This window comes from Roseibium sp., assembly GCF_048260565.1.
Taxonomy (GTDB): Bacteria; Pseudomonadota; Alphaproteobacteria; order Rhizobiales; family Stappiaceae; genus Roseibium.
In genome coordinates this window covers 196,168-209,363 of record NZ_JBLXGP010000004.1, presented here as the reverse complement: position 1 = coordinate 209,363, position 13,196 = coordinate 196,168, and the positions used below count along the sequence as shown (strand labels likewise).

Below are 13,196 nucleotides of genomic sequence, written 5' to 3'. Positions count from 1 at the left end.
GACGAAAGCGGAGGCGAGATTGTGATGAAACTTCTGTCTTCATTCATCATTGCGGCACTACTGGCGCTGGGCACATCCAATGCGGCCCTCGCCTATTCGGGCGAATATTTCGTCACCTGTAATCTCGACCCTTACGGCGACAATTTCCTGTCGCTCCGATCCTGCGGTTCGAGCCGGTGTCCGGAAATCGCCCGGCTTGGGCCGGATACGTTCATGATTTCAACAGACCCTTATGGCGAGCGCGGCTGGCGGCAAGTGATTGTGCTCAACAGCCTGCAGGACCAGAGCTATTCCGGTCCGCGCGGCTGGGTCTATTCGAAATATATCTGCCCGGTCAGGTATTGAGGAGAGGCCTTCCTGCACCATACGTTTTTGTCATCCCGGTTTGGAGCGAAGCGCGACCGGGATCCATATGTGGACGGCCCCGTGGTTGCAAGGTTGAAGTTCTCAGGTGTTCCGGATCGCTTGCGGTCATATGTACGGCCTGCTTTGCGGCCGTTTTGCCGCTGGCCAAGATGGGTTCCGCAGCGGATGGGATCCAAACAGTACAGCGATATCGGCCTTGAAGCCGCCACTGGATCCCACGGTATTTCCCATCCGCCTCGGTTCGACCGAACACACCTTCTCATCTTCCCTTGCAAGTTCCTCTGTGGCGCCAGCCTGTCTTTGGCCGGGGCAAGTGTTTTGTCTATCGTCAGGCGAGCACCGGTTGCTCCTTCGGTGACCGCGGGTGATAGGTTTCGCCGCTGACCATCAGCTTCCAGGCGATGCGCGCCAGCTTGTTGGCGAGCGCGACGGCAGCCAGCTTATGGGGCTTGTGCGCGCACAGCTTGTCCAGCCAGGGCCAGAGGGTTTTCATCCGTCCCCGCCGCACTTGCAACAGGACCGCGCTTGCTCCGGCAACCAGTGTGGCGCGCAGCATCTCGTCCCCGGCGCGGGTGATCACACCGAGCCGGTTCTTGCCTGCCGTGGAATGGTTTTTCGGCGTCAGGCCGAGCCAGGCAGAGAAATCGCGCCCCGATTTGAAGGCTTGCGCATCGCACACCTTGATCGCCAGCAGGGTCGCGCCAACCGGACCAATGCCCGGGATGCCGGCCAGCCGCTGGCTGAGTTCATCGGCACGGTGGAGCTTCCGCAGCTTTGCATTGAGCTCGGCGATTTCCTCGTCGACCCGTGTGTAATCACGCACCAGCGTTTCGAACATATCCCGTGCCATCTCCGGCAGTGTCTCGTCCGCACGGATCTGATCAACAAGCCGGTTGATCTGGAACAGGCCCTTCGGGGCAACCAAACCGAACTCCGCTGCAAACCCACGGATCGAATTGGAAAGCTGTGTGCGCCGACCAAGGAACTGCGTGCGCAGCTTAGCCAGCATCTGCGCCGCCTGCTGCTCAGGGCTCTTGACGGCCACGAAGCTCTTGGCCAGCTTCGGACGGCTCATCGCCTCACAGATCGCTTCCGCGTCCGCCGCGTCCGATTTGCTCCGCTGCACATAGGGCTTGACGTATTGCGGCGGGATCAGCGCGACCTCATGCCCCAACTTCCGTAACTCCCGAGCCCAATAATGCGAGGCTCCACAGGCCTCAAGGCCCACCTGCGCCGGAGGCAACCCGGCAAAGAAGTCGAGAACCTGACGACGGCGAAGCCGCTTCCGCAACACCGGCTGCTCGCTAACGTCCACCCCATGCAGCTGAAAAACAGTCTTGGACGTATCCATACCAACTCGAATAATATCCCTCATGGACGGCTCCATCGTTTGAGATCGGTAACAACCTCATTCTGGCACATCGATGCCGTAGGGGCCGTCCACCCCAACAGTACTCTGTGAACTCCGGCGCAAAGCAACAAGCCTCTGTGATTACTGGATTCCTGCCTTCGCAAGGATGACATATTTTATATAAATAACTGTTATTATTAAAGATTTTATATTATTATCTGTGCAACCTCTGGATAGAGTGAGGCGTTATGGCATTCATCACCGGCAAAGAGGGACTGAAACCGGGCCTGATCATCTTTCGGCGCAGCGATTTGCTTCGCCACGACTGATCCTCCCCCATCCAGAATCCCCCATTTTGCTGAACATAACGGCGGACCGACTTATGTGGAGCTGATCAAAACTATTCGGATCGATTGATGAGCAATAAAGAAAACAAGTCGAAGTTATTTAAGTGCTTGGGTGAGAGATTGGCTAAATACGGCTATAATAAAAAGCCAAAAGGACATATATTTCATCGATATAATAATAATGGTTGGGAGGGTGTGCATTTATCAACTATAAATCATAAGGATGATTTTCAAGTAGCAATGAGCGTTTTGATAAGATTTGATAACGTTGAGGATATGATAAACTCCTGTGATGATTTTATATCTGAAAAGATGAAGAAAAAAACAGTTTCCCTAGGCGTAGAGCTTGGAAATCTATCCGTTGGCGAATACAAACTTTGGGAGATTGCTTCTGGGGATCAAGTTGAACCAGTTGTCAATTCAATGATGAGCCTATATGAACAGGTAGGTGAACTATATTTGAAAAAGTATTCATCAATTGTTTCCGCAAATGAAATACTTTCAAGTGACGACAGTAATGCTTGGATGCACAGCCCGGTTCATTTCATGAGAGCTATGAGATCAATTGCAATTGAAAAAATATTAGGATTTGAGAATATTGAAGAAGAGATAAACAGAAGAAGGTTTGAATTGATGAGAAGAAAAGACCCTGGATTGAGTAGATTTGATAAATTTATTATGGAAATGATCTAAATCACCACGTTAAATTAAGCTAATAACGCTTGTTAATTCGCGGGAACGATAATCTGAGATCAACCGGATTCAAGCCAGCCCGGCAATCGCGTTGGCGAAATCCTTGGCCGAGAACGGTTCCAGATCGTCAACGCCTTCGCCGACGCCGATGAAATGCACCGGCAGTTCATGCTTGGCGGCGATGGCGACGAGGATGCCGCCGCGGGCGGTGCCGTCGAGCTTGGTCATGACGAGGCCGGTCACGCCGGCGACCCTGCCGAAGATTTCCACCTGGTTCAAGGCGTTCTGGCCGGTGGTCGCATCGAGCGTCAGGAGAACCGTGTGGGGCGCTTCCGGGTCGTGTTTCCTGATGACGCGGATGACCTTCTCCAGCTCGTCCATCAGCTCGGCCTTGTTCTGAAGCCGGCCGGCGGTGTCGATCAGGAGCACGTCAACCGCCTTGTCCTTCGCTTCCTTCATGGCGTCGAAGGCGAGACCTGCGGCATCCGCACCGGTATCGCGGGCAATCACTTCCGCGCCGGTGCGCTCACCCCAGATCTTGAGCTGTTCGACGGCGGCCGCACGGAACGTGTCGCCGGCGGCGAGCATGACCTTCTTGCCCTCGCCGGCGAGTTTCTGCGACAGTTTGCCGATGGTGGTGGTCTTGCCGGTTCCGTTGACGCCGACCATCAGGACCACATGCGGCTTCCGCCCCGTGTCGAGGTTGAGCGGATGGGCGACAGGTTCCAGCACCTTCTCGACTTCTTCCGACAGGATCGCGCGCACCTCTTCCGGCTCGATTTCCTTGTTGTAGCGCCCTTGCGACAGACGGTCGGTAATCGCCATGGCGGTATCGACACCGAGGTCGGCCTGGATGAGCACGTCTTCCAGCTCCTCCAGCATGGTGGCGTCGAGCTTGCGCTTGGTGAAGATCGACGAAATACCGTCGGTCAGCGCGGAGGACGAGCGGGACAGCCCGCTTTTCAGCTTCTGGAACCAGGAGGGTTTCGGCTTGTCTTCCGGTTCGGCCGGTGGCGTGTCCACCAGTACGTCCGTCGCGACGGGCGCAATGACAGGCGTTTCGGGAACGTCAGCCTGGGGTTCGGCCGGTTCGTTCAGGCTTTCGGAGAGATCCGGTTCAAGAGTTTCCTCTGCACCGATGCCGGTAAAAAGCGTTTCTTCGGCGATCGGCGGTTCTGCGGGCTGCTCCGTCAGGTCGGGTGCCGCATCGAAACCGGTATCGGCCGGCTCCGGTTCGGATCGGGATGCGTCGAAAGCCGGGCTCTCGGCGGGCGTATCAATCCTTTCGGCTTCCGGCGTCTCGTTCTTGTCCTTGCCGCTGAAAAGCCGACCCAGGAACCCGCGTTTCTTTTCGCTCATTTCCCCGCCTTGATCTGTTTGAGCCGTCAGGCCGCCCTGGAAAGGACCTCGCCCAGGAGATGGCGGCCGGTATGTCCGGTAATCCGGGTGGTCAGGATGTCGCCGGCACTGCCGCCGGAAAGTTCCACTTGCGTGAATTGTTCGGTGCGTCCGAGGCCTTCCTTCTCGATCAGGACCGGTCGGATCTTGCCGACTTCGCCTGCCAGATGAAGGCCAAGGACCTCTTCCCCCTTCGCCCGAAGCCGGGCGCCGCGTTCCTTGACGAGCTGGCGCGACAACTGAGGCATGCGCGCCGCCGGCGTACCGGGCCTCGGCGAAAAGGGAAACACATGCAGATGGGTCAGGCCGCATTCGTCGACGATCCGGAGCGAGTTTTCGAACATCTCCTCGGTCTCGGTCGGAAAGCCGGCGATGATATCGGCGCCGAAGACCACGTCCGGACGCATCCGGCGCACATCTTCGCAAAATCGAATGGTGTCGGCGCGCAGGTGGCGGCGCTTCATCCGCTTCAGGATCATGTCGTCGCCGGCCTGCAGCGAGAGATGGAAATGCGGCATCAGCCGCTCTTCCTCGGCGATCGCGCGCATCAGGTCCTCGTCGGCCTCGATGGAATCGATCGAGGACAGGCGCAGGCGCTTCAGGTCGGGCACCAGCTTGAGGATCTTGGCCGTCAGCGTGCCGAGCTTCGGTGCACCCGGCAGATCGGCGCCGTAGGAGGTGATGTCGACGCCGGTGAGGACGATTTCATTGTAGCCGTTTTCCACCAGGCGCCGGATCTGGTCGATGACCACGCCCATGGGTACGGACCGCGAATTGCCGCGGCCATAGGGAATGATGCAGAAGGTGCAGCGATGGTCGCAGCCGTTCTGGACCTGGACGAAGGCGCGCGCACGGCCTTCCAGCCCGTCGATCAGGTGGCCGGCGGTTTCCTCGACACTCATGATGTCGTTGACGCGCACCTTTTCGCTTTCCTCGATGCCGAAATTCGCGACCCGGGCGTAGGAGTTGCGTTCCAGCTTTTCCGTGTTGCCGAGCACCAGATCGACCTCCTCCATTTCGGAAAAGGTCGCGGTTTCCGTCTGCGCGGCGCAGCCGGTCACGATGATGCGGGCGTTCGGATTGTCGCGCCGGGCCTTGCGCACGGCCTGACGGGCCTGGCGCACGGCTTCGTTGGTCACGGCACAGGTGTTGATCAGGACCGCGTCTTCCAGTCCTGCGGCTTCCGCCTCGCGCTTCATGACCTCGGATTCGTAGGAATTCAGCCGGCAGCCAAAGGTGACGACGTCAATGCTCATGAGGCGGCGGCCCCTTCGGCCGGGTCGCCCGATGCGGTCCTGGTCCATTCAAGGGTGTCGAGGTCGATGTCGCCTTCGAATTCCACTTCCGTCGGTCCGGTCATCAGGACATGACCGTCGCTTTCGCGCCATTCGAGTTCAAGCGGACCGCCGGGCAGATGGATGGTCGACTTGCGTCCGGCCTTGCCGTCGCGCGCAGCCGCCACCGCCACGGCGCAGGCGGCCGTGCCGCAGGCGCGGGTCAGGCCGGCGCCGCGCTCCCAGACCTTCACCCGGATCTGATTTTCGGCAAAGACATGGGCGAGCGAGATGTTGGCGCCTTCCGGGAAGATCGGGTGCCGCTCCAGAAGCGGGCCGACGCGGGAGAGGTCATAGGCCTCGATGTCGTCGACCCAGAAGATCGCGTGCGGATTGCCCATGTTGACGACCGCCGGCGTATGCAGGATCGGCTCGTCGATCGGGCCGATCTGAAGTTCGATGGCGCGCGTGTCGGCGAATTCCTCGGCCAGCGGGATCTGGTCCCAGTTCAGGCGCGGCTTGCCCATGTCGACGGTCACCATGCGCGGCGTGGTGCCCGCAAAGGCATGCAGCAGACCGGCATTGGTCTCGATGGAGGCGACGTCCTTGCCGGCTTCTTCCATCAACAGGCGGCCGATGCAGCGGGTGGCGTTGCCGCAGGCATCCACCTGGGTGCCGTCGCAATTATGGATCCGCATGAAGGCGTCGACGCCCGCGGTCGATCGTTCCACCGTGATCATCTGGTCGAAACCGATCCCGCATTTCCGGTCGCCGAGTGCGGCGATGACATCCGGCGTCAGGCGCAACGGCTCGTTACGCGCATCCCAGACCAGGAAGTCGTTGCCAAGACCGTTCATTTTTAAAAATGGCCTGTGCGCCATGTCGGTGTCATTTCGTCAAAGATTAAGGGGGTTGTGTCCCCTATAGGGGATATTGCCCCCTATATGGCGGAAAGCCGGGCAAATTACCAGTGGCAGACGCGCCCGAGATTGAATTGCGGTAAAGGCCGGATCAGAGGTTCTTTGCGTTGAAGGTATCGCAGGAGCGGATGTCGCCTGTTCGGAAGCCCTGTTTGAACCAGCGGACGCGCTGGGCGGAGGTTCCGTGGTTGAAGCTGTCGGGCACCACATAGCCCTGCGCCTGTTTCTGAAGGGTATCGTCACCGATACGGCTGGCCGCGTTCAGCGCCTCTTCGATGTCGCCTTCCTCGACGAAGCCCTTCTGGCGGGCGGCAAAATGCGCCCAGATCCCGGCAAAGCAGTCCGCCTGCAGCTCGACGCGGACGGAGAGCGCGTTGCCGTCCCGCTCGCTCATGGTGCGGCGGGCCTTCTGGTATTCCGGCAGGATGCCGAGCAGGTTCTGGATGTGATGGCCGACCTCATGGGCCAGAACATAGGCGCGGGCGAAGTCCCCGGGCGCATTCAGCTGGTCGGCAAGCTGCTTGTAGAAGGACAGGTCGATATAGACCTTCCGGTCCGCGCCGCAGTAAAACGGCCCGGTGGCCGCACTGGCATAACCGCATGCAGACGGTACGGACCCGGAGAAGAGGACCAGCGTCGGCTCCGGGTAGTCCGCATTGTGCTCCGCCAGGATCTTGTCCCAGGTGGTCTCGGTGTCGGCGAGGACGACCGAAACGAACTGGGCACCTTCGTCATTGGCCGGTGTTTGCGGGGTTCCGGTCTCATAGGACGGGCTGTCGTAACCGCCGCCGTCGAGGCCGCTCAGCAGGGTTAGCGGATTGATGCCGGTGACCCAGGCAATGACCAGAACCACCAGGATCCCGGTCAGGCCCAGCCCGCCGCCGGTCCGTGCCCGGCGTCCGGCCGGCAGGCGCAGACGCGGCGTGCTACCCCTGCCGCGGCGGTCATCAATGTTGCTGCTTTGGCGTCGGCCTTTCCAGCGCATGGGCGTATTTCACCTGCATTCGGGATCGTTCCGTTCTGGATAGCAGGAAAGACCGGTGTCTTGAATTTAAAAAGACGCGGCGTGAGATGGCTTGGGATCAGGAAACGGTCATGACGGTGCCGACAGAAACCTGCGCCAGGATCAGGCGTATGTGCTCCGGCGAAACGGCGATACAGCCTTCCGTCGGTGTGTAATCTTCCCTGGCGATGTGAAAGAAGATGGCGCTGCCCCTGCCCGGAGCCGCCGGATACATGTTGCAGTCGAGCACGACGACGATGTCGTAGAGCCGGTCGTCGCGCCACATCTTCTCGTGGCTTGCGGCAAACGGCAATTCCACCGGGCGGTTGTAGCGCGGATGGCCGGGGTCGTCGCACCAGCCGTCTATCGGCGCCAGCGCTTCGAGCGGCAATGCGGTGCGCGGCCGGGGCTGGCGGTCGGCCCGGTAATAGACATTCAAGAGCTCGAAGGTGCCCGCAGGCGTTGCCCCGTCGCCCTCGCGCTTTGCATGGGTCACGCCGGATCTCCCCAACGCACACGGAACCGTGATCCCTCCGAAGGTCAGAACGCCCCGGGTCTTCAACCACGGCAACTGGCGGACTTCCAAGCATTGCACCTGATTTTTCATCTCTGCGCCCTTCGGTTTTTCGTCGCCGCGAGGTCTGTGGCAAAGCCCTGATAAACCGGGACTAAAGCCCGCGTGAACAAGAATTGACGAGCAAACGCTTGTATGTCGAAAAATTCCCTTTCACAAAGGCGTCACCACACCCCATGTGTTATCTTGCCGCCGACTACGGGGCGAAAAAGCTTGACTGGCGAGGACTTAAGCGATGACCGCGCGCACAATACTGATTGTCGACGATGATACCGAACTGCGCGAGGCGCTTGTCGAACAGCTGTCGCTCTACGACGAGTTCGAAACGATCCAGGCCGATTCGGCCGCAAGCGGGATCGCCATGGCCAAGGATGAGCATGTCGACCTGCTTCTGATGGATGTGGGCCTGCCGGACATCGACGGCCGGGAAGCGGTGAAGCTTCTGCGCAAGAACGGCTTCAAGGCGCCGGTCATCATGCTCACCGGCCATGACACGGATTCCGACACGATCCTGGGGCTGGAAGCCGGCGCCAACGACTACGTTCCCAAGCCGTTCAAGTTCGCCGTCCTGCTCGCCCGCATCCGGGCGCATCTGCGCCAGCACGAACAGAGCGAGGACGCGACCTTTTCCATCGGTCGCTATTCCTTTCGTCCCGCCGCCAAACTCATGCTCGACGAAAAGGGGTCCAAGGTTCGGCTGACGGAAAAGGAAACCTCGATCCTGAAATTCCTGTACCGGGCGGGCGAAAAGCCGGTCACCCGCGACGTTCTCCTGCACGAGGTCTGGGGTTATAATTCCGGGGTCACCACGCACACGCTGGAGACGCATATCTACCGCCTCAGGCAGAAAATCGAACGCGATCCGTCCAATGCGGAGCTTTTGGTCACAGAAGCCGGTGGATATAAGCTTGTGCCCTGACCGTGAAAGGTCGTAAATCTGAGGCATGAGTCTCGCACAAGATATCGCAATCTTGCAGAAGGTCCCGATGTTGTCGGATTTTGCCGACGAACAATTGCGGCTGCTTGCCTTCAGCGCGGAAAGTGCCGATTTCCGGGACGGACAGTTGCTGTTCGACGAGGCCGACCGGGCCGACGGAGCCCTGCTGGTCGCGAGCGGCGAAGTCGCCTTGCAGAAGAAGCGCGCCAAGAAGACCTACGAGGATGTGGATGTCGCCGGTCCCGGCACCCTGCTCGGCGAAAGCGCCCTGCTGGTGGATGCCATCCGCCCGTGCCGCGCGGTCGCGATCGGCGATGTACGCGTGATCCGGATCCGCCGGGCCTTGTTCAAGCGCATGATCATGGAATTTCCGGAACTCGCCCGACGGCTGTTTGAAGTCCATGCCGCCCGGTTCCAGACGACGGCCAGTGCGCTTGCCCCGATCGGCGAACGCATGGCGGACCTGGAAAAGATCAACCAGTCCAGAGGCCTGCGCGGGACCAAGGACGGCTGATTGCTATCTACCTGAAGACGGGGTGGCACCTCTGCATAAGCCGCTACCGGATTGACAAAATTCTAATCGCACTGCCGTTTGGCCGAAGCGAGTGGATTGCCCGGACTGCGCCGGGCAATGACCCCGCTGGGGAGAGGTCTTTGCGCTTCCCCACACTCTGTCATCACACGGCGAAGTCCGGGTGATCCAATCCACTTTACCACAGGTCGAGCGTTAGACCTGTTGTCAGGCCTTCGCGGGTCTGAACTGTGCGATGCCTCCAAAAGCCTTACGGATCAAAGGCAGCATTGCCACGGCGATGCCGATGATCGCGACCCAGACGGCCGGACGGATGGCGGTCTCGACATCAAAATTCGCCAGGAAAACCAGCCTGGGCGGAATGCCGGTGGCAAGGGCGTACCAGGCATATTCTACGCCGGCGGTCAGGGCCGCGGAGATAGTTGCGCACAGGGCTAGAACCCAGCTGCGGGAAATATCCAGTTTCGCCACACCGACGACCCGGTAGCTCATCAGCAGGAGGAACAGTCCGGCCATCAAGGTCGGTTCGGTGACGTCCGATTTGGCCTGCAGGAAGAAGTGGATCAGGGCGAGTACACCGATCACATAAGCGAGCCTGTGCAGGAGGGTCCAGTTGCGTCCCAGTTTGCGCACGGCCGCATCGAAGGAGGTCGCGCCGAGCCCGATCAGCCCGAGGAGGGCTACAAAACCGATGGTCAGGTAGATGCGCAACACGATTTCGGACGCGACCTTGCCGAGATGCCAGTTCTCCTGGGCGGCGTAGAAGCCCAGATGCAGGAGCGCATAGCACAGCACGGAGACGCCGATCATCCGCCGGACGCCGATCAGCCTGTTCCAGGAAAGGATCCGGCGGAACGGCGTGATCGCCAGGGAAAGCAGCAGGAAACGGACGACCCATTTGCCGCTTTCGTGGAGCGCGTATTCGAAGGGTTCCGGACGCATGGGTCCGAAAATCAGATCGGCGAAGATCGTGACCGCAGGGAGAAAGAGGCCGACAAAGACCACAAGCCGCAACGGGGAAAGCCGACCTTTCCGGTCGGTCCAGGGCGCATGGCGGAGCAGGGTCGAAGCGACTGTCATGCCCTGCATTTAGAGGGCAATGAGCGAATTTTCACCTAAAGCCTGTTCAAGCCTCGGTGATGGCCGGGTGTTCGGAGCTTGAAGCAACCGTGTAAAAAAACAAAAGCCGGAAAAGGCACGGCCCCTGTCTCCCCCCTTGAGGGGCAGGGTAATCGTATTTGGCGAAACACGGCTCCCTCTCCCATTGGGAGAGGGTTGGGGTGAGGGGCGCGAAACCCTCAGGGATACGGATAGTCTTGCCCCCTCACCCGGAGCTTTGCTCCGACCTCTCCCAACGGGAGAGGTAACCTGGTACCTGTCGCCAACGATGTCGCTCAATTTGTGATCTCTATCCCCCTCTAGGGGGCAGAATGGAGCAAGGGGCGTGGTTGTATTTAAATCACCCAATCCGTGCAATGACGAAATCGGGTTTATCGTTCCGCTCAGGCCCAGGGATGGGCTTCGGCCAACTTCGTTTCGTAAGCGTCGATCTTCGGTGCCTTTTCCATGGTCAGGCCGATGTCGTCCAGACCGTTCATGAGGCAATGCTTGCGGAAGGGATCGAGTTCGAAGGAGATCTCGCCGCCGTCCGGCCCCTTGATCACCTGGTTTTCAAGGTCGATGGTCATGGTGGAGTTGGACCCGCGCGAAGCGTCGTCCATGAGCTTTTCCAGCTCGTCCTCGGAGACCTGGATCGGCAGGATGCCGTTCTTGAAGCAGTTGTTGTAGAAGATGTCGGCGAAGGACGTGGCGATCACGCAGCGAATGCCGAAGTCGAGAAGCGCCCAAGGGGCGTGCTCGCGCGAAGAGCCGCAGCCGAAGTTGTCGCCGGCGACCAGGATCTTGGCATCCCGGTAAGCGGGCTTGTTCAGAACGAAGTCCGGGTTTTCCGAGCCGTCCTCGTTATAACGCATTTCGCTGAACAGCGCGGTGCCGAGGCCGGTGCGCTTGATCGTCTTCAGGTACTGCTTCGGAATGATCATGTCCGTGTCGATGTTGATGATCGGCAGCGGTGCTGCGACACCGGTCAGCGTTTCGAACTTTTCCAAGGCGATTACTCCAGTGGTTTCTTGTCTTTATTCGGCCGGTTGGTGCGCTCAGGCGGCCAGGCTGGTGGCCTCGTCGACGCCCAGCATCAGGTTGAGGTTCTGCACGGCGGCGCCGGACGCGCCCTTGCCGAGATTGTCGTAGACGGCGATCAGGCAGGCCTGCGCCCGCGTGTCGTTGGCAAAGACATGCAGGCGCATGCTGTTGGTGTCGTTCAGCGCTTGCGGGTCGAGGTCCGGCATCCGGTCGAGCTGGGCGAGCGGCGCGACCTCGACGAAGCCGCCGGAAATGCCGGCGAAATGGTCGGCGATGGCCGCGTGCAGGTCCGCGCCTGTCGGCACCTTGTCAAGCGTCGACAACTGCAGCGGCACGCAGGTCAGCATGCCCTTGTAGTAGTTGCCCACCGACGGTGTGAACAGCGGTGTGGAGGTCAGCGCGGAATAGCGCTGCATTTCCGGCAGATGCTTGTGATTGAAGGTCAGTCCGTAGGGCGCGAACATGTTCGCGCCGGTTCCGGCCGCCTCGTAATCGGCGATCATGGACTTGCCGCCGCCGGAATAGCCGGAAATGCCGTTGTAGGTCAGCGGAAAGTCCGCGGGCAGCAGACCGGCCTCGACCAGCGGCCGGATCAGGGCGATCAGGCCCTGGGGCCAGCAGCCCGGGTTGGTCACCCGCTTGGCCGACTTGATCTTTTCGGTCTGGTCCTTGTCCATTTCGGCAAAGCCGTAGGTCCAGCCGTCGGCCACCCGATGGGCGGACGAGGCATCGATGACCCGGGTCGTGTCGCTTTCGATCATCGACACGCTTTCCCGAGCGGCATCGTCCGGCAGGCACAGGATGGCGGCATCGGCGGAATTCAGAAGGTCCGCGCGGGCGCTTGAGTCCTTGCGCAGGTGCTCCGGGATCGACAGAAGTTCGATGTCCGGGCGCGTGGCGAGGCGTTCACGGATCTGCAAACCCGTCGTACCTGCTTCGCCATCAATGAATACCCGCGCGACCATCGTCCCGGCTCCCTCTCCTGCGTTTCTCGCGAAAACCCGTGCCTCATACACCCAATCGGTGAAAATGTCACCGTTATTAGGGGTGCACGAACTCAACGCGCCATTGAGTGATACTCATGATTGGGGCGCATGTCGGTCGCCGCCGCGACCCGGTTGGTCATGTTGAAGAAAGCGGCGACGGAGGCGATGTCAAAGATGTCCCGGTCGGTAAATCCGGCATCGCGCAGGCCCTGGCGGTCGGCGTCCAGAATTTCCGCGGGCCGTTCGGTCAACTTGACAGCGAAATCGAGCATGGCACGGTGGCGCGTGGAAAGATCGGCTACCCGGTAGTTCATGACCATGAGCTCGCCGAGGATCGGATCTCCGGAGAGTTCGCGGACGGCGGCGCCATGAGCGGTCAGGCAATAAAAACAACGATTGACGGAAGATACCGCAACGGCAATCATTTCACGCTCAAGTTTCGACAGTCCGCATTCCGCCAGCATGAGGTCGTTGTACATATCCGTGAAGGCCCTGAGCTTCGCTTCATCGAAGGCATAGGCTTTCAGAACATTCGGAACCAGGCCAAGTTTCTCCTGGCATAAATCAAAATAGGCCTGTGTCTTTTCGCTCAGCGGTGCAGTTGCCTCAATTTCAAGAGCCGTCGGTTTGTCCGTCACGTTTATCTCCCCGTCGCAGACGTCGTTTTAATTCG

General features: G+C 59.8%; 14 protein-coding genes. 4 read left to right on the top strand and 10 right to left on the bottom strand.

Going from position 1 to position 13,196, the window contains the following annotated elements:
* Positions 1–24 precede the first annotated feature (24 nt).
* Positions 25–345 carry a hypothetical protein gene (locus ACN0SO_RS11885; RefSeq protein ID WP_417677867.1) on the top strand — a complete coding sequence of 107 codons (321 nt, stop codon included), beginning with the start codon at positions 25–27 and terminating at the stop codon, positions 343–345.
* Between the two features lie 349 nt (positions 346–694).
* On the opposite strand, the gene ACN0SO_RS11880 is transcribed toward ACN0SO_RS11885, so the two are convergent.
* A complete protein-coding gene (locus ACN0SO_RS11880) occupies positions 695–1,741 on the bottom strand; it encodes an IS110 family transposase (protein ID WP_417676329.1) in 1,047 nt (348 codons plus the stop codon).
* Between the two features lie 392 nt (positions 1,742–2,133).
* On the opposite strand from ACN0SO_RS11880, the gene ACN0SO_RS11875 reads away from it, so the two are divergent.
* Entirely contained in the window at positions 2,134–2,757 is a 624-nt protein-coding gene (locus ACN0SO_RS11875; protein WP_417677865.1) for a hypothetical protein, read from the top strand.
* Positions 2,758–2,826: 69 nt separating this feature from the next.
* Here ACN0SO_RS11875 and ftsY read toward each other — a convergent pair whose 3' ends face one another.
* The 5 genes from ftsY to ACN0SO_RS11850 all read right to left on the bottom strand — a co-directional run bounded on the left by ftsY (position 2,827) and on the right by ACN0SO_RS11850 (position 7,959).
* Positions 2,827–4,116, bottom strand: a complete 1,290-nt coding sequence (gene ftsY, locus ACN0SO_RS11870) for a signal recognition particle-docking protein FtsY (protein ID WP_417677863.1) — start codon at positions 4,114–4,116, stop codon at positions 2,827–2,829.
* Positions 4,117–4,142: 26 nt separating this feature from the next.
* Positions 4,143–5,411, bottom strand: a complete 1,269-nt coding sequence (gene mtaB / locus ACN0SO_RS11865) for a tRNA (N(6)-L-threonylcarbamoyladenosine(37)-C(2))-methylthiotransferase MtaB (protein ID WP_417677861.1) — start codon at positions 5,409–5,411, stop codon at positions 4,143–4,145.
* Positions 5,408–6,286: a diaminopimelate epimerase gene (gene dapF, locus ACN0SO_RS11860; protein WP_417677859.1), complete on the bottom strand. Its 879-nt coding sequence runs from the start codon at positions 6,284–6,286 to the stop codon at positions 5,408–5,410. The genes mtaB and dapF overlap by 4 nt, the downstream gene beginning before the upstream one ends.
* A 154-nt stretch (positions 6,287–6,440) precedes the next feature.
* Positions 6,441–7,334: a neutral zinc metallopeptidase gene (locus tag ACN0SO_RS11855; RefSeq protein WP_417677857.1), complete on the bottom strand. Its 894-nt coding sequence runs from the start codon at positions 7,332–7,334 to the stop codon at positions 6,441–6,443.
* 97 nt (positions 7,335–7,431) lie between these two features.
* A complete protein-coding gene (locus tag ACN0SO_RS11850; protein WP_417677855.1) occupies positions 7,432–7,959 on the bottom strand; it encodes a L,D-transpeptidase family protein in 528 nt (175 codons plus the stop codon).
* Positions 7,960–8,161: 202 nt separating this feature from the next.
* Here ACN0SO_RS11850 and ACN0SO_RS11845 point away from each other — a divergent pair, with 202 nt between their 5' ends.
* Both ACN0SO_RS11845 and ACN0SO_RS11840 read left to right on the top strand, forming a co-directional pair.
* On the top strand, positions 8,162–8,845 hold the full coding sequence (locus ACN0SO_RS11845; RefSeq protein ID WP_417677853.1) for a response regulator transcription factor: 684 nt from the start codon (positions 8,162–8,164) through the stop codon (positions 8,843–8,845).
* A 67-nt stretch (positions 8,846–8,912) separates the two neighbouring features.
* A complete protein-coding gene (locus ACN0SO_RS11840; protein ID WP_417677851.1) occupies positions 8,913–9,377 on the top strand; it encodes a cyclic nucleotide-binding domain-containing protein in 465 nt (154 codons plus the stop codon).
* 225 nt (positions 9,378–9,602) lie between these two features.
* On the opposite strand, the gene ACN0SO_RS11835 is transcribed toward ACN0SO_RS11840, so the two are convergent.
* The 4 genes from ACN0SO_RS11835 to ACN0SO_RS11820 form a co-directional block, all read right to left on the bottom strand.
* A complete protein-coding gene (locus tag ACN0SO_RS11835) occupies positions 9,603–10,475 on the bottom strand; it encodes a sulfite oxidase heme-binding subunit YedZ (RefSeq protein ID WP_417677849.1) in 873 nt (290 codons plus the stop codon).
* Between the two features lie 422 nt (positions 10,476–10,897).
* The gene (leuD, locus tag ACN0SO_RS11830) at positions 10,898–11,503 is read right to left on the bottom strand and encodes a 3-isopropylmalate dehydratase small subunit (RefSeq protein WP_417677847.1); all 606 of its coding nucleotides are present in this window, start codon (positions 11,501–11,503) and stop codon (positions 10,898–10,900) included.
* A gap of 48 nt (positions 11,504–11,551) precedes the next feature.
* Positions 11,552–12,502 carry an N-acetyl-gamma-glutamyl-phosphate reductase gene (gene argC / locus ACN0SO_RS11825; RefSeq protein ID WP_417677845.1) on the bottom strand — a complete coding sequence of 317 codons (951 nt, stop codon included), beginning with the start codon at positions 12,500–12,502 and terminating at the stop codon, positions 11,552–11,554.
* Positions 12,503–12,594: 92 nt separating this feature from the next.
* Positions 12,595–13,161 (bottom strand): peroxidase-related enzyme, encoded by a 567-nt coding sequence (locus ACN0SO_RS11820; protein ID WP_417677843.1) that lies wholly within the window; start codon positions 13,159–13,161, stop codon positions 12,595–12,597.
* Between the last annotated feature and the right edge of the window lie 35 nt (positions 13,162–13,196).